The sequence below is a fragment of the Mucilaginibacter sp. CAU 1740 genome, assembly GCF_039839285.1.
Classification (GTDB): Bacteria; Bacteroidota; Bacteroidia; order Sphingobacteriales; family Sphingobacteriaceae; genus Mucilaginibacter.
This window is the reverse complement of sequence record NZ_JBDOQS010000013.1, coordinates 162,426-183,527: the sequence shown is the minus strand read 5'-3', so window position 1 is coordinate 183,527 and position 21,102 is coordinate 162,426. Positions and strand designations below refer to the sequence as shown.

The following is a 21,102-nucleotide window of genomic DNA, read 5'->3' as shown; positions in this document are numbered from 1 at the left end:
ATTATACTTGAATGAACTTTGCTAAGTAATGAACCTTACTATTCAACTTCAGGAACAACTGAACAATTTAAAATTGAGAACTAAGTTATCCGCATGTGATGACGGCCATTTCCCAGCTCAGTATGCTTTTATTAGAGGAGGCGAAAGGCAGATGCGTACAGAGTTTGCAGCCACAAACCAACAATACTCTATTGTATTGTACGAACGTACAGATAAATACAAACATGAAATTTGTTTTGCGCGCGGAATATTTAACAGCCTGGAGAGGCTTGCTATAGTTATCGACCTTTGGGTAGATAGGTTAAAAGATGCGAATGAAATTAGCGATCAGTTTCAGGAACTTGAACTTTACAAGAGCTTTTCATTTAAAAACCCCGACCCTGCTATTGATAAGGCCTGGGAAAAGGTGAAAAACATGCAATTTAATGATACTGAATACTGGAAGAAACCAGAATGGCAAGCACGCTATTCAGAAATGCTTAATGCCGCAAAACACTACGGAGTTTTTAAAAACCTTTATCCTTTTACTTCACACTATGCCCTCCGTTTTAGTAAAGACGAAAGCATCCGCAAGGTCTGGAATTTATTTTTAAATATAGAACCCTCCTGGCATACCAATGAAAAAGCCTTTAGGGTATCGTACGGCGAAAAAGATGTAGAGGTTTTCGATGATATTAATGACGCCCTCGATTTTTTTGCCACTAAAATGGAGGAGATAGTCCCCTTGAGGTACCAATAGAAATCATCATTTTCTGTTGCCTAAGTCAAACGAAAAGAGATTTTTTTTACTATACAAGAGCTTCCGGCTCCACTATTATAATTATGGTATACAATATAAGTAAGGTAGCTACCAGGCAAATTAAACCGGCAAGCAAGGCCCGCCATATGGTAAACGTTTTGCCACCGGTGGCAATGTGCTCATTTATTTGTTGCCCCTGCAAATTTTGCACAAGCAATGTAGTACCCCAGGCATAAGCCAAAGGAATAATAAACTTAGGGAACCGCTCTATATTAATGGTAAGGGAAACCACCAAAATAACCACCATAAGAACAACACCTGCTATTACCCAGGTAACAGCAGCCTTATCGCGTTGGTCAAAGGCCCTATAATTTTGCGATACCAGGTAACCTGCAGCCAACGGGCCAAATAAAAACGTGGCTACACGAATGCTTTTAACAGTATAAATTTTAGGCCTTTGTACCTGAAATTGAATTTCATCTTCGGCCTGAATGTAGTGCGTCATAAAGTTTAGATCGATCAGGCTACTAATATAAAGCTTCTTAAAGATATGGTTTGAATTATATCAGGGCGTAAATACCTCAATAGTTTCGTTGCCAACTATTGCAAGTTGTTTGGTTTGTGGATCAAACACCATCTGGACCAGGTTTTCCCGGCTAACGATGCTTGACCGTTGCTTTCCGCTATTAAAATATTCGGCTTTATCTACTACCTCGCCTGTATTGATATTAATGATCTTTGGATACTTAAATGTATCCCAGGCCAGTTCCTCATTAATAGCAAAAAGGTTCCCAAATTCAACATCAACTTTTACCGGCGTAGAGATCGTATCTGTTTCGATATCCCAAACAGCGATATGGTTCCGTGGAAAATGTTCTTCCTCGTCATCAATAACTTCATCCGATGAGCCAATAAGTACTTTGTAATCGCTGATAAAACTTGCAGTACAAATTTCGGTATATGAGTTATGACGCAACTTCGGTTTATCAAGCAGAAGCGGATTATTTAAACACTCGTCAATATCAAAAATGAAGATGTCATCCAAGGGGTGCCAAAACCAACCTTTACTTATTAAAAATTTACCCGACGGGCTTACTTCTAACCTTGAGTGGAAAAAATCCAACGGGTCACGGTTCGATATATTGGTGATGATCTCGCCTGTTTCCACATTCTCAAAATCAAGTCGGCAATACTCAATAGGGCAATGTATTAGGTAAGTTATATCGTTAACAGTAATAAAGGCAGCAGGATACTCATAAACGTTGGCGCAATAATATGATCGGTTGATCTCGCGCAGCAGATCGCCATTTTTCAGTAACAAACCTTTGGTACCAAGTTTTTGGTAAATAAAAGCATACTCTCCATTGGCAGAGGTTATGGCCCCATCAAAACTATAAGCATAAGAATCCCTAAAACGATCTATATTAGTTCCATCCATGGAGTATTGCCGTCCGGCATGCACCCAATCTATAATGGTACCATCAAACCAGGAGATAGTTGTGATATAGTTTGCTATAATTGTTTTGTGTTCCATTTATAATCAATAATTCGCAACGTGATTACTTTGCAAACATCACCTTCAAAGCAGTAACCTGTTTAACACAACGTGCCGGTTTCTTCTCGTCCTGAACAATAATACGGAAAGGCCCATCAGCAGGGGCTAATGGTTGCCCATCAATTTTATCGGCCAAAATAATAGTCCTGTCCGTAAAACCTTTATCCAGTTCGGCCAGACCGAAAAGTACCTGGTAGCCATCGCTGGCTTCAACCAAAAGATATTTGGCCAGGTTTTCGCCTCGCAGGTCGGCACCTAAAGTAACACCAGCCTTGATGAGGATATCAGATAATGTAACGCCCGAGTAGGTATGATCTTTGCCATCCCGGTCTTTACGGGTAACAGTCGTCTGTTTGTATTGCTGCAGATCGGCAGGGGTGATGGTTAGTGGGGTAGTTACTTCGCCGCTTACTTTTACCACTGCTTCTTTAGCTGTGGTTTGGGCTTGGGTTGCGATGCCGCTTATAAGCAAGAAAAATATGAGGGCGTATTTTTTCATTTTTTTATAATGTTTAATTTTTTGTTGTTAGATGAGGATCTGCAAAGCGCTTATCGGTTATAAAGGTATCATCGGTAAGCATATTCAAAAAGGCTATTAATTGCTTTTTTTCTTTAGGCAACAGTTTTAATGATCGACCGCCCGTTATATTCGATTCATTTTGCAAAAAAGCGCTCAATGATACTGATTGTTTAATATGTTCACTGTAGTGATCGATTACTTCGTCAAGCGTTTTAAAACGGCCATCGTGCATATAAGGTGCGGTTAAAGCTATGTTGCGCAGGGTCGGCACTTTAAAACGCCCCCTATCAGTGATCAGCCCCGTAAACTCGGCCATACCTTCATCTTTCGAAACACTATCGAGGCCGTTGTTATGGAACAGTTCGAGATAGGTTTTAGGGCCGCCATGGCAGTGGGTGCAGTTCGCTCCGCGGATGCCTTTTTCAGGATCTGGTCCGCGGTTAAACAGTTCCATACCTTTAAGTTCATCTGCGGTTGGTTTATAGTAGCCGCTTAAATACTGATCGTACCGTGAGTTGGCTGAGATCAGTGTACGTTCAAACTGGGATATTGCTTTTACAATACGCTCACCTGTTATGGTGCTATCGCCATATACAATTTTAAACAGACCGGGGTATAGTTTAGTATTGCTTAGTTTTTTCACCGATACCCCGATGGCCTGGCCCATTTCGTGCGGATTGGTTAGCGGAAACGTGGCCTGCTCTTCCAGTCCGTTGGCCCTTCCATCCCAAAAAAACTTACGTGCCCATAACAGGTTGGCCAACGACATAGAGTTTCGTGTAGCCAGCTGGTTATTTATCCCCATGCTTAAAGCTCTGCCATCGGTAAAAGCTTTTGATTGCTGGTGGCAGCTTCCGCAGGATATGGTATTTGTTGCGGATAGTTTCTTTTCGTAAAAAAGTAAACGGCCTAAATAAACTCCCTGTTGCGTTGTGGGGTTATCGGCCGGAACGTTGATGCGATTCCCGAAGTTGGCGGGATAAACAAGTTTATATTCTCCGGTGGGGATAATGGGATCAGTGTTGGTGTAGGCGGAGAGTGCCACAACGATGAGCAAAAGACATAGCACAGGCAAAGCTTTTCCTTTCAAGGAGAAGAATAATAGCTTATTATGTGCGTGATTATTTTTCATCTTTTTTACAAAACGCCATCGCGAAGTACAAAGCAATCCGGAATTGGCAGAATGGATCTGTACAGTCGGGGATTGCTTCGTACCTCGCAATGACGAGTAGTATTTTTAATTCGTTTACTAAACCCTTCCTAAAATTAGTAGTTATAAATCACGTTGGCAAAGTAATTCCGGCCCATTTCGGGGTAGCCTTCAACGAGGGTATAATTCCTGTCGAACAAATTGTTTACCCCGCCTTCAATAGCAAAACCTTTAACCAGGGTAAAATGTGCTTTTACATTAGTTAAATAAAATTCGTGCGATATGGTGCCGTAGCTGGTACTGTAGCGGTTAGAATTATACTCTTCCGAGGCCAGGATATACAATTTGGCAAGCGGCGCGTATTGCAACGATGCGAATACCTTATTTTTCGGCACATCGGTAAAATGGATCTGCGGAGCGGAAAGGTTGTTACGCACTATTAAAGTATAATTCGCATCAAATCTTAATTGCGGTATAATAGGATAACCAACCGCCAGTTCGGCACCATAGTACTCGGCCCTACCAACGTTTTGCACTTGCGATTGGTTTACTTTGGTCACCGGATCAACCGCTACATTATTCACCGTTTGGATGCTGTTGTTGATCTTGCTGTAAAAGCCTGATGCCTGCACTGATAATTTACCGCCGATGAGCGAGTGGTAACTCAAGTCATAATTCAGGGCGTTTTCGGCTTTTAGGTCAGGATTAGGGATGGCTGTACCAAACTTGTACGAGTAGCGATCTTTAATAGTAGCAAACCTTGTTTTGCGGGCTACCGAAAAACTGAGGGCGTTGGCGTTATCAAAATCGTACTGAATTAAGCCCTGCACATTCCAGGCACCGTTGCTATTGGCAGGCAGATCGCTGATATTGCCGCTAGTATATTGCTGGGCTTGCGTGCTGCGCCTGTCGTTATAGGCAACACCGGCGTTCACTTTTAATGCCGAGGTAATATGGTAGGTATCTTCGGCACCTACATAAAAGTTATTATCGGCATCGCGGCGGGTTGGCTCGCCAATGTTGTGTTCGCGGTGTACATCCTGTTTGTATTGGGCTACCACGCTAAAGTTGTTGTTTTTGAGATCAGTATTTTCGAAAGTTACGTTACCGCCCAAAGTGTAATCATCATAAATACTCCTGAAAGCGTAAGGCTTGGTGATGGTATTGTATGATGCGTTATCGTAACTATCTATCTCGTTTTTAAACTGATCGTAATACCAGCGGGTTTTAATCACGTTAGTGCTGTTCAGTTTGTTATTACTTAACAGGTACAAACCGCGGGTATCCCAGTTTGGCCATTTCCAGTAACGTGGGCTTTTAAATAAGGAGTTCTGGGTATCGTCGCCTGCGTAAACCGGTGTACCTTTTTTACCTCGGTGATAAGTATAGCCTACGGCATACTCTTGCGATGCAGTTGGCGTAAAACCTATTTTACCGCTCAGATCGATATCATTACTGTATGAATTATCCCGGTGACCGCCATCTTCATTTTTAACAGGAGTAAATTTTGACGATAACGGGAAATAATCGCGCTTTAACTGCGAGGCCGATACCTGGTAATAAAATTTACCAAGGCTGCCGCCGATATTGGTATTGAGCCTGTAACCACCGTTCAGGTAACCGGCAACAGCATTAAGTTCGAAAGGGTTAACCGGCTTCCGGCTGATGAGGTTGATAGCACCGCCTTCGGCATTGGGGCCAAACAATACTGATGAATACCCTTTGGATACATTGATCTCCGACAGGTTAAAAGTATTATATCTGGCCAAATCAACATAACCATCATAAGGTACATACAAGGGTACACCATCTAAATAAACCGGCACCTGCCTGATATCAAAACCACGCACGTTAATAGCCGACTCATTACGCGGACCAACGGCTGTAAGCGTAACACCCGGCAACAGGCTTAACGCGTGTGAAACATCGTACCTGTTATAGAGGCTTAATGTACGGGCGCTTAATTTACTTGACCGTACACTATCTTTTATACCAATAATATTTACCTGGCCAAGGTTAAATACCCTTTTGCCCGTATCTGAGGTCTGCCCCGAAACTTTACCGGCATTAAACATGACCAGCGTAATAAAAAATAAAGAAAAATAGAGTAAATGTTTTTTCATGAAATGATTTACGTTATATTTTTAAAAGTATAACGTAAAAATGCAAAACAGAATTTACAAATCCATATAAATTTGAATCAATTGCGATTATTTTGATAACAAAAACATGAAATCGTTTTATTTTTTACCGTTTTCGCTCAAAAAATCAAAAAACTTTTGTTGAATTGACTTAAATTCCGAGATAACTTCAAGCCCGAAGGGCGTAACAATAGCTACTCCCCCTCCCTTGCCTCCTCTTTTTGAAATTACAAGTGGTTGCTTGAAGCCACTGTTGATATGATTAACCAAATCCCAGGCCTGCTTGTACGACATTTTCATTTGCAGGGCCGCCTGCCTGATAGAACCCGAAGCATGGATGCGCTCCAACAATTCAACCCGGCCATGGCCTAAAACTTTTTCGTCGCCTATTTCTATCCAAACGCGGCCGTTTAGTTTAAATGGTGGGATATCCATTAGTATTGGTATAATTACTCTCTCAATTTTTTCTGCTCTCTCAACATTTGCGCATAGTCCATCCGGCGCACCATGGCGTTTACTGTATTGGCAATCCGGTTAGCACGAGTTGTTTCAGCTTTAGCGCTATCTATCCATTTAATAAAATATCCGCGGTGACTTTCGGCAAGGCTCATAAAAAAATCATTGCCCTCGGGTTCGTACTCCAGGCACTCCTGCAGATCGGCGGGGATAGTGAATTTAAAATCATCATCAGGTTCCAGGCGTACCCTCAGGATAGAGCCGCGGCTTTTGTGCAGACTTTTGCAGATCTCGCGCTTAATCGCTAATATAAAATTGCCTTCGCCCATGGGCATTAAGGCCATGCCGCCCACTTCTAACTCATCGAGCTTACCTCTTACACGGAATGATTTCTTATTTCCGGGCTTCATTTCCTGTGCAATATCGGCCGGGATGTCGATATAGGTCCAGCCTGTTTTCTCGCCCTGCTCGGCAAATCGTAATATAATGGTGGTAAAATCAACCATAAGTATTATTTAACGGCATATTACTGTCGTAATCGCTAAAAAATATGCGAAAATGTTAAATGTTTGTTAAATCACTCAAATTAACTCATTCGGCTGTAACGGAATGATAGTTGGCGATGTCTTATGAGTATAAAAACAATTTGAAATTTAGAATTTAAAAACCTTAAAAACAACAACAATATGAAAACTTTAAAATCACTTATGCTTGGCTTAGCTTTATTAGTAGCAGGCACCGCCGCAAAAGCAGCAAATAAAATAGATGGAGAAAACCTTACCAAAAATTTCGCGATCAACACTTATATCGATGCCATGACCCGCGGCAAACTGAGCGGCTTTAGCGAGGTAGTTGACCAGTCGGCAAAATTCAGCATGCTTCGTGGTACTACAGTATTAAGCTTCGGTAAAACAGAAGTAGTTGATCAATTAAAATCAACCAAAAATACCGAGCAGGATTGCATTACCAGCACATCGGTAGTTGAAAGCAACAATGACCTTGCAGTAGTAAAAGTAGATATGAAATACAGCACTTTTACCCGCAGCAACTATGTAACCATTACCAACACCGGTAGCGGTTGGAAAATCACAAACGTGTACAGCGTTTTTAAATAAGCAAGTTTTAGTTTAGTGTTTAATATGTAAGTAGGTAAAGGCCCCGTTGGTTGCGGGGCCTTTTTATTTTATAGCGATTGAGTTTTTATTGACTGCTTGTTGATACGTGGCTCCTATGGAGCCTTAGAAGATTGGAACTCGCTGGCTATAAACACGTAACTCCTACGGAGTATTAAAAGCTTGCAAAGTACTCCGTAGAAGTTACGTGCCTATAGTAAAAATAAAGACCGTCTTCCCGGCTCCATAGGTGCCGCGTACGCCAACTCTTACTTCACCAACGGGTTAAGCACCTTCTGCCATTTATCATAACCTTTGCTATTCAAATGCAAATAGTCATTATTAAACAAGCTCGAATCGGGCTGAGTTGTTCCCGGTTTGTAGGTAGATGGAACAAGATCAACGTAATGACTGTGTGGTTTATCTTTCAGATAGTTTTTTACCAAATCATTAGCTGCATAAACCACATCATAATATTTAGCACGCACGGGGCTTGGCTTTATCGACATAAAATAAACCTCGGCTTTGGGCAACTTCTCATGGATCATTTCCCAAAGTTTGGTAAATGCGGTTAAAACATCCTGTGCCGATTTCCCGGCAGCGATATCATTTTCGCCTGCATAAATAAAAATTTTGCGGGGCTGATATGGGAACAGAATGTATGGGGTATAGTAGTCGGCTATTTGCCAAAGTTCGCAGCCACCAACTCCACGTCTGATAATTGGTTTACCGGCATAACGCTGTTCCAGATCCGTCCACTTGCGGATGGATGAGCTGCCGATAAACAGGATGCCATTTTTTTGCGGAAAACTGATACTGTCCTGGTGTTTAAATGCGCGGATCTCGTTATCAAACGGAAAACCCTGCTGGGCAAATGCACCGGCGCTTATTAATAGGCCGATGAACAATAAAAAAAGTTTGTTTTTCATTACGGGGTAGCTATGCGTTCTTCAAAAAATAAAAACGGCAATTGATTTTCAATGCCTTTAATGATCCATATCGGACCGTTTTCGGCATGCAATATAATTTTTATTGATTGATTTTGCTGCTTTTCGCATTCGGCCAATACCTGCAGGCATGATCCGCACGATGTAATGGGTTTGACAATAGGGAAGTCATCCGAGTGCGCGGTTATCGCCATGGCCTCAATTGGATCATCCGGGTGATTAGCGCCCCAATTAAACAAAGCCACACGTTCGGCGCAAAGGCCCGATGGGTAGGCTACATTTTCCTGGTTACTTCCGTAAAGTATCTTCCCGCTTTTTAAACGCAGGGCGGCACCTACACGGAATTTTGAGTATGGCGAGTGAGAGTTTTTTAATGCTTTCTGCGCTTCGAGGCACAAATCGTGATCATCTTTATTTAGATCGGCCAACGATTCATATTCGTCGAAGGCTATTTTAATTTCGTGGCTTATCATATATTATCCACCGATGTTAAAAAATCGGGGGATACAAGATAAGAAATTTTTACAGGAAATATGTCTTTTTCTGAACCCTTAATTAGATATTCTTTTTAATCTAAACTTATTCACATTAACATGCGAACTTTTAAATTTTTCAAGTCCATTTGCCTGGCAATATTGGCATGCCTTATCACGCTAAGCGGATGCAAATTCAACAGCACATACATTAATCGCGAAGACGACAAACAGGCTGCCGAAAAGGTAACCAACAAATTTTTCGAACTAATAAAGGCAAAGAAATATAATGACACATTTAAACTTTACAGCGACAAGTTTTGGACTGTAACTCCCAAAAGCAAAATGCTTGAGATATATACCATGTCAGAAAAAAAACTTGGTGAACTAAATTCGGCAACTGTAGATAACTGGGAAACGCGCAGAGTTGAAGGCTCTGATCCATCTGCCGAGTATGTTTTTGCTTACAAAACAAAGCATAGCAAATACCAGGCAGTTGAATCTATACGCTTGATGCGAGAAAAAGATGGTTCGATAAAAATCGTTGCTTATAATGTTAACTCAGAAGGTCTTTTTAAATAAACCAGCATCTTGGTACTAAAGCAAAAGAGGGACTGCGATTTGATTCGTTAGTCCCTCTTTTATAAAATTAAAATAATGTTGCTTACACTGCCACCGGCAACTCCTCTTCTGCTACCTCGGTTTCTTTTAGTGTAGGATTAATAGTTTCATCATCTTTTTCAACCCTCAAATTATTTACAATGTGCATTTGGCGGGTTGGGGTGTTTTTGCCCATAAAATATTCTAACAGGCCTTTTACGTTGGCATCACGCAAAATTACCGGATCGAGGCGCATATCCTTGCCAATGAACAACCCAAACTCCTCGGGCGAGATCTCGCCCAAACCTTTAAATCGAGTAATTTCTGGTTTGTTGCCTAATTTGGCGATAGCATTGCGGCGCTCTTCATCGCTGTAACAATAAATAGTTTCCTTTTTATTACGAACACGGAACAGCGGGGTTTGCAAGATTGACACGTGACCGGCTTTCACCAAATCTGGGAAAAACTGTAAAAAGAAAGTCATGAGCAGCAGGCGGATGTGCATACCGTCAACGTCGGCATCGGTAGCTATTACAATATTGTTGTAACGCAGGCCATCCAAACCATCCTCAATATTGAGGGCATGCTGCAACAGGTTAAACTCCTCGTTTTCGTAAACCACTTTTTTGGTTAAGCCGAAGCAGTTTAGCGGCTTACCTTTTAAGCTGAATACGGCCTGGGTCATCACATCGCGCGATTTGGTGATCGATCCACTGGCCGAGTCACCTTCGGTGATGAATAGCGTGGTATCCTGTTTACGTTCGTGTGTATCTTCAAAATGGAGTTTGCAATCGCGAAGCTTGCGGTTATGCAACGATGCTTTTTTGGCGCGCTCGTTAGCTAATTTTTTAATACCGGCTATATCCTTACGCTCACGTTCCGATTGCAGGATGCGTTTTAGCAGCGCGTCGGCAGCGGCAGGGTTTTTATGCAGGTAGTTATCAAGCTCCTTTTTAACAAAGTCGTTAACAAAACCACGTACCGATGGGCCTTCCGGACCAACATTCAGTGAGCCTAATTTGGTTTTGGTTTGTGATTCGAATACCGGCTCCTGCACTTTGACAGCGATAGCGGCAACTATCGATGCCCTGATATCAGCCGCGTCGTATTCTTTCTTATAAAACTCGCGCACGGTTTTCACCACCGCCTCGCGGAAGGCAGCCTGGTGGGTACCGCCCTGGGTGGTGTTCTGTCCGTTTACGAAGGAGTAATATTCTTCACCGTATTGCTGGCCGTGGGTCATGGCTATCTCAATATCTTCCCCTTTTAGGTGGATAATAGGATAACGAAGGGTTTCGGCATCGGTATTACGGGTAAGCAGATCGTAAAGGCCCCGCTCCGAATAATATTTCTGGTTATTAAAGTTTATGGTGAGGCCAGCGTTCAGGAACACATAGTTCCAGATCATGTTCTCTACAAACTCGGGGATAAAACGGTAATGCCTGAAAATGGTATCATCGGGCAAAAAGTTAATAGCGGTACCGTTACGTTGGGTAGTATCTTTTTCTGCTTCGTCACGAATCAGTTCCCCTTTGGCAAATTCGGCCAGTTTGGTGCGACCATCACGGTATGATTGTACGGTGAACGAGTTTGAGAGCGCGTTTACCGCCTTGGTACCCACACCATTTAAACCTACCGATTTTTGGAATGCTTTACTATCGTACTTACCACCGGTATTTATTTTGGATACGCAATCAATCACTTTACCCAAAGGTATCCCGCGACCGTAATCACGTACCGAGACCTTATGATCGCTCATGTTGATCTCGATGGTGCGGCCCGATCCCATCACAAACTCATCTATCGAGTTATCAACGATCTCTTTCAACAAAACATATACACCGTCGTCATAAGCCGAGCCGTCGCCCAGTTTACCGATATACATACCGGGACGTAAACGGATGTGCTCCTTCCAATCGAGGGAGCGGATACTATCTTCACTATAATTAACTGGTTCTGCCATTTATAATAGAATAGAATTTTAAAGAGGCACAAAATGCACCAACTGCAAAAATAAAACTTCCGGTTTGAATAAACCGGAGACAAATATCAACTTATTAACATTCGGGGAGATGTAGCCTACCTTCTTTTTCCTTCAGCTTTGAATTTCAAGCAGTTGCTTGCCCTGTCAACATTTTTAAAAAACTCCGGGCCTTTATCGTTGGTGAAACAAACAGCCATAATGGTGCCGGTGTGGTTGCGCTGCAAAGTAATGAGCAAAGCGTATTTATAATGCTTGGTAGCCGGGATATCGGGCAGGGTTAACAGGTATGATTTTCCGGCATCAGCTTTAAAGCGTTTTAAAACGTTATTGGGTATAACGCGCAGCGGATTTTCACGTTCGCCGGTAAATGCGGTGGCCTGGGCGCGGCTCATGTTAATGTACAACGAGTCGGGGTTTTCGGTTTGCTTATCAGTATCATACCGCCCCTGCTCATAACTCACATAGTTTTGCTTTTGCGATTTTACCTGGTACCAAACCTCAAAGTCCTGATCCGGAATTTCGAGTGCGTAATCAAATAAAAAATCCTCATCATTGGGGGCCTGGATCTCTTTAAAACCTCTTGGTGGGGTGTAAACAACGTTGGCTTGCGCTAATACACGGATAAAATCTTTGTATTGCTCAGAACCCTGCTCGGCTTTTGCTGCAGGATAAATAATTTTCTTTTTTGCAGGTTTACGCTTATTTTGAGCATAAAGCTGCGAAGGTTTTATCTGTGCTGTGCTTTGCTCAAAACACAATAATGATAAAACCAATAGCAACAAGGTTATGGTCGGCTTCAAAATAGCTTTCATTTCAAAGGGTATGCCCCAAATTTACGGGCAAAAGCATCATAGGTAAATATAATAAATTGTCAACAAACAATTGAACCAATTATCACTTCGGCATTGTTAGTTGCCTTGCTTTAACGATAACATCAAAAATTTATTTGCTCGTGACGTATTTTTTTACGCTGTCAATTTTCTATTGTTTCGTTAAAAACACAAACAAACGTAACAATTTTGTTGATAAAATCAACAACCCTTAATGCTAAAAACTATAGCCTTGCGCTCTGCAACATCTGCACATAATCTGTATCTTTACCCATCCAAAAGTTTTTTATTGAATAATGAGTGACGATCTGAATCAAAACGATACACCTGCCCCTGATAATGAAAAGTTACATGCCGTTACATCGCTCGATGGCTTATACGAGAACTGGTTTTTGGATTATGCATCGTATGTAATTCTTGACAGGGCGGTTCCACACATTAATGATGGTTTAAAACCGGTACAACGCCGTATCCTGCATTCGCTAAAAGAAATGGACGACGGGCGCTACAACAAAGCAGCCAACGTTATTGGTAATACCATGAAATATCACCCCCATGGTGATGCCTCCATTGGTGATGCTATGGTACAGATAGGTCAGAAAAACCTGCTGATTGATTGTCAGGGTAACTGGGGCGACCCGGTAACCGGCGATTCGGCGGCGGCACCACGTTATATCGAGGCGCGCTTATCAAAATTCGCGCTCGATGTTGTTTTCAATGCCGATACCACTATATGGCAGGCCAGTTATGATGGCCGTAATAAAGAGCCTATTACCCTGCCTGTAAAATTCCCATTGCTGCTTGCTCAAGGTGCGGAAGGTATTGCCGTAGGTTTGGCTACCAAAATTTTGCCGCATAACTTTATCGAGCTGATAGATGCATCGATAGCAGCGCTAAAAGGCGAACGCCCTAATCTTGTTCCGGATTTCCCAACCGGTGGTATGGCCGATGCTTCCCTATATAATGAAGGGCAACGTGGCGGCAAGGTACGTGTGAGGGCTAAAATTGTGGAGCGCGATAAAAAAACGCTGGCCATTACCGAGATCCCTTTCACCACCACCACCGGCAGCTTAATTGATAGCGTAATATCTGCCAATGATAAAGGCAAGATCAAGATCAAAAAGATCGAGGATAATACAGCTAAAGATGTAGAGATCATTATACACCTCGCTCCCGGCATTTCGCCCGATGTAACTATCGACGCGCTTTATGCCTTTACCGATTGCGAGGTTTCCATATCGCCAAACACCTGTGTAATTCAGGATGATAAGCCGCGCTTTATGAGCGTGAACGATATGCTTACCGAAAGCACCTTCTTCACCAAAGATCTGTTGAAGCAAGAGTTGGAGATCAGGCTGAACGAATTGATGGAAAAGATCTTTTTCAGTTCGTTATTAAAGATCTTTATCCAGGAGGGGATGTATAAAAACGCTGAGTACGAAAACTCAGGTAATTTCGAAGTAGTACTTGAGGTGTTAAACAGGTTATTTGAGCCTTTCTTCCCTCAATTTTATCGCACCATCCTGCCCGAGGATTATAAAAAGCTGATCGATAAACCGATGAGCAGCATCACCCGCTTCGATGTTAAAAAAGCGGATGAGCAAATGAAAGCTTTGGAGAATGAGATAAAACAGGTAAAACATCACCTGAAACATCTCACCGACTATACCATTGCCTGGTTTGAAAAACTGAAAGAAAAGTATGGCAAAGGCCGCGAGCGTAAAACCGAACTGCGCACCTTTGATAAGGTAGAAGCAGCCCAGGTAGCCTTAGCCAACATTAAACTATATGTTAACAAGGTAGACGGCTTTGTGGGTTCGGGCCTGAAAAAAGATGAGTCGGTTGAGTTTGTGGGCGATTGCTCGGATATCGACGAGATCATTGTTTTCCGTGGGGATGGCCGTTGTGTGATCACCAAGGTGCAGGATAAGGTTTTTGTGGGTAAAGATATTATCCATGCCGCCGTTTTTAAAAAGAACGATGAGCGTACCGTTTACAACATGATATATAAAGATGGCGAAAGCGGCATCGCCTATATCAAACGTTTCTCGGTAATGGGTGTAACCCGCGATAAGGAATACGACCTTACCAAAGGCACCAAAGGATCAAAAGTATTATACTTTACCGCCAACTCCAACGGTGAGGCCGAGGTGGTAAACGTACAGCTTAAACCGCACTCCAAACTTAAAAAGCTGCAATTTGATGAGGATTTCGCTTCGATAGCTATTAAAGGCCGTGGTTCTATGGGTAATATCATTACCAAATACCCGGTTAAAAAGATCATCCTGAAAAGCAAAGGTGTATCAACACTGGCTGGCCGTAAGATCTGGTATGATGACATCTTAAAACGCCTGAATGCCGATAGCCGAGGTAAATACCTGGGCGAGTTTGATGGCGACGACCGGATCCTAACCGTACTAAGTAATGGTGTGTACGAACTAACCAGCTTCGATCTTAACAATCACTTTGATGATAAGATGATGGTATTGATCGAGAAGTATGATCCGCAGGCGGTATTCACCATTGTACACATTGAGGGCAAATCGAAAAACTACCTGGTTAAGCGTTTCAATTTTGAAAACGTTGCTATTGGTAAGCAGGTGAGCCTCATTAGCGAAGAAGCCGGCTCGAAAATGGTAATACTGGGCCATGCCGCGCCGGTGGTTAGCATGGTACACCTGAAAGGTAAAGATCAAACACCTGAAACGTTAGAACTGAACCTTGCAGAAGTGATTGATGTTAAAGGTATGAAAGCTATGGGTAACCGCCTGTCGCAAAGCCCTGTTAAATCAGTTGAGTTGATAAGTGATGAAGTTGCAACAACAGAAGCGGGAACAGATGAAGCACAGGAAGAAAGCCCTTCGGAAGTAACAGAGCCTAACGAGGAAGAGTCATCATCCGAATCAAAATCGGTGGAATCACCAGACCAGTCAGTAGAATCCCAGGCAAAAAAACCGGAACAATCCCCTGAGGAACCTGCAAAATCTCCAGCAAAAAAAGTAGATTTTGAGATAACTAACCCCGACGATATTGACATAGACGATCAAGGGCAATTAGGCTTATTTTAAATAAACTAAAAAATTGAATTTTCGGCCGTAAGCATAATGTTTACGGCCTTTTTTTATATTTTTGAGTTATTACTAAATCTTATATCATCAATGGGCATGTTTTTCGGTGGGGGAAACTATTATTATCTCATTTTAATTTTAGAAGCATTTTGCGCCATCCATTGCATCAGGCGTGGTACACAGCAAAAATGGCTTTGGATGATCATTGTTTTACCTGTGATCGGTTCCATTTATTATATCTATAGCGAAATACTATCTAATCGCAATTTCCGCGCGCCAAAAATCAATGTAGAAGCTGTTATAAACCCGGGGGCTAAAATAAAACGCCTGGAAGATGAATTACGCTTTACCGATACTTTTGCCAACCGTGTAAAACTGGCAGACGCTTATCTTGAGGCGGGCCTTACTGATAAAGCTATCGAGCTATATCAAAACAGCCTTACCGGCGCCTTTGCCGAAAACGAACATGTGCAGGCCCAACTCATCATTGCTTATTTTGAAAAAGGCATGTACAGCGAGGTGATCCCGATTGCTAAACGCCTCTACAAGCTACCGCAATTCGCCCGGTCAAAAGCGCATATTCTATATGCAAAAGCGTTGGAACTTGCCGATCAGCCGGAGCTGGCCGAAAACGAATTTAAACTAATGAAAGGCCGCTACTCCTACTTCGAGCCGAGATATGAATACGGCATGTTCCTGAGCCGTGCTGACCGCAGCGATGAGGCCTGGCAGATTTTTACTGATATGCTTAACGAGCAATCGCAACTTAGCCCGGTTGAGCGGAAAAGCAATAAAGTGTGGTTTGCCAAGGCTAAGGATGAATTGAAGAAGTTGGCCGCGGAGAGGAAGACGGCGTAAGATTATTTTTTTGTAGAGACGCATCACATGCGTCTCCCGCATGCAAATCCAACTGCTCGGCTTTATTAACAATACATCTTGGATAAGCAAGGCTGCTTGTCCTCTGGGAGACGCATGTAATGCGTCTCTACATTTGATCCCCTCCGTCATCCCCAAGTCATACTGACATCCTGACACCATCCCGTTAAAAAATTGTTAAGCCGCCAAAGCCCAATAACCTTTTGCTGACATTAAAACAGTTTAGCATGTCAATAACTGGCATAACGGGCAGTTGGCATAATTGATGTTGCACTTCGGGCTGAAAACTTAAATAAACAAACAGTTATAACTATGTCATTAAACATTAAACCTATCGGCGATAGGGTTGTAGTGGAAGCCGCAGCCGCCGAAGAGAAGACTGCTTCAGGTATCTTCATTCCTGATACTGCTAAAGAAAAACCTCAGCGTGGAACTATCGTTGCTGTTGGCCAGGGAAAAGTTGATGAGCCTTTAACCGTACAAGTTGGTGACCAGGTTTTATATGGTAAATACGCAGGTACTGAAATTACTTACGAAGGTAAAGAGTACTTGATCATGCGTGAATCTGACATTTACGCGGTTCTTTAATCAATTAGTGAATTAGTGGGTTATTGAATTAGTGAATTATTACTGTTCAGGCCGCTTATTCGGAAAAGACAAAAATCAAAAGAAATAATTATTGAGAGTGAGTTTCAAATCACTAATTCATTAACTCAATAATTCAATAACTAAAAAAATGGCAAAACAAGTTAAATACAATGTTGAAGCACGCGACGCCCTGAAACGCGGTGTTGATATCCTTGCTAACGCAGTAAAAGTAACCTTAGGTCCTAAAGGCCGTAACGTAATTATCGATAAAAAATTTGGCTCACCAGCTATCACTAAAGACGGTGTTACTGTAGCTAAAGAAATCGAACTGAAAGATGCCCTTGAAAACATGGGTGCTCAAATGGTTAAAGAAGTAGCTTCAAAAACTGCCGATATTGCAGGTGACGGTACTACTACTGCTACCGTTTTAGCTCAGGCTATTGTAACTGCAGGTATCAAAAACGTAGCTGCAGGTGCTAACCCAATGGATTTGAAACGCGGTATTGACAAAGCTGTTGCAGCTGTTGTTGAAAACCTGAAAACTCAATCGCAAACTGTTGGTGAAGACAATAACAAAATCAAACAAGTTGCTTCTATCTCTGCAAATAACGACGAGGTTATCGGTTCATTAATTGCTGAAGCAATGGAAAAAGTTGGTAAAGACGGTGTGATCACTGTTGAAGAAGCAAAAGGTACTGAAACTGAAGTTAAAACTGTAGAAGGTATGCAGTTTGACCGTGGTTACCTTTCTCCTTACTTCGTAACCAACGCTGATAAAATGGAAGCTGAATTAGAAAACCCTTTCATCCTGATCTACGATAAAAAGATCTCTTCGATGAAAGAATTGCTTCCAATCCTTGAAAAACAAGTACAAACCGGCAAACCATTGTTGATCATCGCTGAAGATTTGGACGGCGAAGCTTTAGCTACTTTGGTAGTTAACAAGATCCGTGGTTCACTGAAAGTTGCTGCTGTTAAAGCTCCAGGCTTTGGTGATCGCCGTAAAGCTATGTTAGAGGATATCGCTATCCTTACTGGCGGTACTTTGATCTCGGAAGAAAGAGGTTACAAATTAGAAAACGCCGACCTTAGCTACTTAGGTACTGCTGAGAAAATCGTTATCGACAAAGATAATACTACTATCATCAATGGTTCAGGTTCTGCAGAAGAGATCAAAGCCCGTGTTGCCCAGATCAAATCGCAAATTGAATCAACTACTTCTGATTACGACCGCGAAAAATTACAAGAGCGTTTAGCCAAATTATCTGGCGGTGTTGCTGTACTTTACGTAGGTGCTGCTACCGAAGTTGAGATGAAAGAGAAAAAAGACCGTGTTGACGATGCTTTACACGCTACACGTGCCGCTGTTGAAGAAGGTATCGTAGCTGGTGGTGGTGTTGCCTTCATCCGTGCGGTTGCTTCTATCGCTGATTTGAAAGGTGATAACGAAGACGAGAACACTGGTATCCAGATCATCCGTCGCGCTATCGAAGAGCCTCTTCGTCAAATCTGCGAAAACGCTGGTATCGAAGGTTCGATCGTTGTGCAAAAAGTTAAAGAAGGCACTGCCGACTTTGGTTACAATGCACGTACCGATAAATACGAACACCTGATCGCTGCCGGTGTTATCGACCCAACTAAGGTAGGTCGTGTTGCTTTAGAGAACGCGGCTTCAATTGCAGCTATGTTGTTAACAACAGAAGTTGTATTGGCTGACGATCCTGAAGATGCTCCAGCTGGCCCACCAATGGGTGGCGGCGGTATGGGTGGTATGATGTAATATCCCCGCATCCGGAAACGGGTGTACCAAAATATATACTCATCAAAACCCTGTCTGTTTTTGCAGACAGGGTTTTGTGCTTTATTACAGGCTGTTATCGTCATACCAAAGTAAACGGATGGTCATTAATCAATCATTTGATTAATTTTTAATTTTTAGGCTGTGTGTAAAGCATAAATTTGCATAACAAATCTGATACAGCCCCCATTAGGCACAGGATTTGAATAATGCAGGTCATGAAACGTCTATCTCAAAAAACTAAACAAATACAAAGCACCCTGGTTGATTGGGTACTTTTCAAAGGGCCCGAGCTCTTTGTATCTTTATACAGTTAATAGATAATTATTAACTTTGCGCCCAGTTATGAAACTGGACGAATTTTATCCGCAACTCCACCATTGGCTAATTACCCGCGGCCCAAATTATGTAGGTGGGATCATCGTATTTTTTATAGGTATCTGGTTTATTAAATGGCTGCGTAACCGCTTGCGTATGCGTATGGCCAAAAGGCAGGTACACTCGTCATTACAACCCTTTTTTTTAAGTTTAACCATTACCGCCCTATATGTATTGCTCGTGATATGGGTAATGAACATTATAGGTTGGGAAATGACCATTTTCACCACCATTATCGGCGCGTTCTCGGTAGCGGCGGGTTTAGCCCTTTCCGGAACCTTCCAGAACTTTGCAGGTGGTGTATTGATTCTCTTATTAAAACCATTTGAAATTGATGATAGCATCGTAGCCCAGGGACAGGACGGTAAGGTTGTATCTATCCAGATGTTTTACACCGTACTCATCACTGCCGATAATAAAACGGTGATCATCCCCAACGGTAAATTATTTAACGAAGTAATTGTAAACGTAACCCGCGAAGGAAAACGCCGTCTCGATTTTGAGTTGCGTGTTGGCTACAGCAATGATATGGAAAAGGCGAAAGCCATCATGCTGCATGTTGTTAACGCCAGTAAAGATATATTACATGATCAGGCAGCACGCGTAGGAGTTATCGGCCTTGATAATGATTGTGTAAGGTTCACCATTAACGTTTGGGTTGATCCTGCCAACTTTTTAGTTGCAAAGATCAATTTACAGGAAGCGATGTTGAAGGAATTGGCAGCGGGTGGTATCAACTTCCCTAAGCCGGGCTTTTAATTAATCGGCAAGTTCGCCCTGAAGCCAGAGCGTGCCTGTTACCAGCATCCCTTTTTGTATCTTATCGGCCTTGATATTACTGTTTGAAACATAGGTATCAATTATAAGGTCGGAACCTGGTATGTACCCACTGTTCACCAACATTAATGTCATGATACAGCCTATGGACTGCTTATCAACTGCGGCGGCTTTAATTTCAAGTATCACGGCCTCAAAGCCAAAATAACTTGGATGTTTATATCCTGTAGCGGGCCACAAGCCCTTTACTTCCTGATTTAACTGGTTATTATTTCGCTCAGATTCCAGCAGGTCAAAAGCAAATGCCGAAAGCCTGATATTGATATTATCCCCACTTTTGTATATGTTTTTATTAACCGCATAATCAGTAGCAAAAAAACAAAGCTGCAAGCGTTTATTCCACTCCCCTTTTATTTCAGCTTCAATAACCGGGTCGCCATTAACCCATTCTGTTATTTGCCCGGATTGAAATGAAATGGGGTTACTGCCACTCAAATAAGGATATACGGCCTGCCGCTGATTATTAACAGCAACGGCCCGCAAAAACAAACGATCCTCGTTCCCTCCGTGTCGCGCAAATGAGCCTTGCTTTATGGCAATATCACCATTTACAATAACCGCTGCAGCTACCATGGCATCGTTGGTAACAGCGTATAGTACCATCCTGCCGACTATGTCGCAATACCTTTTAAAGCCTATTAAGGCACTGTAATGCAGGGCGTGATCCTCATCGGCTATTGATATCGTTTTTACGGCCGCTTCATTTATGCCAGCATTTTGCTGAACAGATAACTCATTGTATGTATTTAACACACTTACTGTGGCATGCTGATTTTCGTTAAACCAATCTTTATAACGGTTTTCTGCCTTTTCTATCACCACATCCAAATGGTCTTCATGCAAACCATTACCAAGCAACATGGTTTTAACCTCATCAGGTTTACGCCCGTCATTTATCATGGCATTAGATGCCATTTCAATATATTGACTGATAGATTTGGACCTTTTTTGAAATAAGGCCGGATCCAACTGAGGTGCAGCCTGATTTTTTGCTTCCTGCCTGGCAACATAAAACACAATATTGATCAATATTCTAATCAGTTGAAACAT

Annotated in this window: 20 protein-coding genes; 8 read left to right on the top strand and 12 right to left on the bottom strand. The window is 42.3% G+C overall.

The window, feature by feature from the left end:
* Positions 1–28: 28 nt before the first annotated feature.
* On the top strand, positions 29–739 hold the full coding sequence (locus tag AAFN85_RS24820) for a DUF6193 family natural product biosynthesis protein (RefSeq protein WP_347530470.1): 711 nt from the start codon (positions 29–31) through the stop codon (positions 737–739).
* A gap of 49 nt (positions 740–788) precedes the next feature.
* Here the strand turns inward: AAFN85_RS24820 and AAFN85_RS24815 are convergent, their stop codons facing one another.
* The 7 genes from AAFN85_RS24815 to AAFN85_RS24785 all read right to left on the bottom strand — a co-directional run bounded on the left by AAFN85_RS24815 (position 789) and on the right by AAFN85_RS24785 (position 7,067).
* Positions 789–1,244, bottom strand: a complete 456-nt coding sequence (locus AAFN85_RS24815) for a hypothetical protein (protein ID WP_347530469.1) — start codon at positions 1,242–1,244, stop codon at positions 789–791.
* Between the two features lie 60 nt (positions 1,245–1,304).
* A complete protein-coding gene (locus tag AAFN85_RS24810; protein WP_347530468.1) occupies positions 1,305–2,273 on the bottom strand; it encodes a hypothetical protein in 969 nt (322 codons plus the stop codon).
* Positions 2,274–2,298: 25 nt separating this feature from the next.
* Positions 2,299–2,793: a molybdopterin-dependent oxidoreductase gene (locus AAFN85_RS24805; RefSeq protein ID WP_347530467.1), complete on the bottom strand. Its 495-nt coding sequence runs from the start codon at positions 2,791–2,793 to the stop codon at positions 2,299–2,301.
* A gap of 13 nt (positions 2,794–2,806) precedes the next feature.
* Positions 2,807–3,946 carry a cytochrome c peroxidase gene (locus AAFN85_RS24800; protein ID WP_347530466.1) on the bottom strand — a complete coding sequence of 380 codons (1,140 nt, stop codon included), beginning with the start codon at positions 3,944–3,946 and terminating at the stop codon, positions 2,807–2,809.
* A 134-nt stretch (positions 3,947–4,080) separates the two neighbouring features.
* Positions 4,081–6,087: a TonB-dependent receptor plug domain-containing protein gene (locus tag AAFN85_RS24795; RefSeq protein ID WP_347530465.1), complete on the bottom strand. Its 2,007-nt coding sequence runs from the start codon at positions 6,085–6,087 to the stop codon at positions 4,081–4,083.
* A 117-nt stretch (positions 6,088–6,204) separates the two neighbouring features.
* Positions 6,205–6,540: a winged helix-turn-helix domain-containing protein gene (locus tag AAFN85_RS24790; protein ID WP_347530464.1), complete on the bottom strand. Its 336-nt coding sequence runs from the start codon at positions 6,538–6,540 to the stop codon at positions 6,205–6,207.
* Between the two features lie 14 nt (positions 6,541–6,554).
* Positions 6,555–7,067 carry a YdeI/OmpD-associated family protein gene (locus tag AAFN85_RS24785; RefSeq protein WP_347530463.1) on the bottom strand — a complete coding sequence of 171 codons (513 nt, stop codon included), beginning with the start codon at positions 7,065–7,067 and terminating at the stop codon, positions 6,555–6,557.
* Between the two features lie 180 nt (positions 7,068–7,247).
* On the opposite strand from AAFN85_RS24785, the gene AAFN85_RS24780 reads away from it, so the two are divergent.
* Positions 7,248–7,676 (top strand): nuclear transport factor 2 family protein, encoded by a 429-nt coding sequence (locus AAFN85_RS24780; protein ID WP_347530462.1) that lies wholly within the window; start codon positions 7,248–7,250, stop codon positions 7,674–7,676.
* A gap of 266 nt (positions 7,677–7,942) precedes the next feature.
* Here the strand turns inward: AAFN85_RS24780 and AAFN85_RS24775 are convergent, their stop codons facing one another.
* A complete protein-coding gene (locus tag AAFN85_RS24775) occupies positions 7,943–8,602 on the bottom strand; it encodes a GDSL-type esterase/lipase family protein (RefSeq protein WP_347530461.1) in 660 nt (219 codons plus the stop codon).
* A complete protein-coding gene (locus AAFN85_RS24770; protein WP_347530460.1) occupies positions 8,602–9,093 on the bottom strand; it encodes a cytidine deaminase in 492 nt (163 codons plus the stop codon). Before AAFN85_RS24770 ends, AAFN85_RS24775 begins: the two co-directional genes overlap by 1 nt.
* Before the next feature lie 120 nt (positions 9,094–9,213).
* Here AAFN85_RS24770 and AAFN85_RS24765 point away from each other — a divergent pair, with 120 nt between their 5' ends.
* Positions 9,214–9,675, top strand: a complete 462-nt coding sequence (locus AAFN85_RS24765) for a DUF4019 domain-containing protein (protein ID WP_347530459.1) — start codon at positions 9,214–9,216, stop codon at positions 9,673–9,675.
* An 82-nt stretch (positions 9,676–9,757) separates the two neighbouring features.
* Here the strand turns inward: AAFN85_RS24765 and AAFN85_RS24760 are convergent, their stop codons facing one another.
* Positions 9,758–11,656: a DNA topoisomerase IV subunit B gene (locus AAFN85_RS24760; RefSeq protein WP_347530458.1), complete on the bottom strand. Its 1,899-nt coding sequence runs from the start codon at positions 11,654–11,656 to the stop codon at positions 9,758–9,760.
* 116 nt (positions 11,657–11,772) lie between these two features.
* Positions 11,773–12,489, bottom strand: a complete 717-nt coding sequence (locus tag AAFN85_RS24755) for a hypothetical protein (RefSeq protein ID WP_347530457.1) — start codon at positions 12,487–12,489, stop codon at positions 11,773–11,775.
* A 314-nt stretch (positions 12,490–12,803) separates the two neighbouring features.
* Between AAFN85_RS24755 and AAFN85_RS24750 the strand changes: the two genes are divergently transcribed.
* The 5 genes from AAFN85_RS24750 to AAFN85_RS24730 all read left to right on the top strand — a co-directional run bounded on the left by AAFN85_RS24750 (position 12,804) and on the right by AAFN85_RS24730 (position 19,974).
* Positions 12,804–15,575, top strand: coding sequence for a DNA gyrase/topoisomerase IV subunit A (locus AAFN85_RS24750; protein ID WP_347530456.1), 2,772 nt, complete (start codon positions 12,804–12,806; stop codon positions 15,573–15,575).
* Positions 15,576–15,665: 90 nt separating this feature from the next.
* Positions 15,666–16,433, top strand: coding sequence for a hypothetical protein (locus tag AAFN85_RS24745; protein ID WP_347530455.1), 768 nt, complete (start codon positions 15,666–15,668; stop codon positions 16,431–16,433).
* 330 nt (positions 16,434–16,763) lie between these two features.
* On the top strand, positions 16,764–17,039 hold the full coding sequence (gene groES / locus AAFN85_RS24740) for a co-chaperone GroES (protein WP_090530466.1): 276 nt from the start codon (positions 16,764–16,766) through the stop codon (positions 17,037–17,039).
* A gap of 148 nt (positions 17,040–17,187) precedes the next feature.
* Positions 17,188–18,819 carry a chaperonin GroEL gene (groL, locus tag AAFN85_RS24735; protein ID WP_347530454.1) on the top strand — a complete coding sequence of 544 codons (1,632 nt, stop codon included), beginning with the start codon at positions 17,188–17,190 and terminating at the stop codon, positions 18,817–18,819.
* Positions 18,820–19,182: 363 nt separating this feature from the next.
* On the top strand, positions 19,183–19,974 hold the full coding sequence (locus tag AAFN85_RS24730; RefSeq protein ID WP_347530453.1) for a mechanosensitive ion channel domain-containing protein: 792 nt from the start codon (positions 19,183–19,185) through the stop codon (positions 19,972–19,974).
* On the opposite strand, the gene AAFN85_RS24725 is transcribed toward AAFN85_RS24730, so the two are convergent.
* Positions 19,975–21,102: a hypothetical protein gene (locus tag AAFN85_RS24725; protein WP_347530452.1), complete on the bottom strand. Its 1,128-nt coding sequence runs from the start codon at positions 21,100–21,102 to the stop codon at positions 19,975–19,977.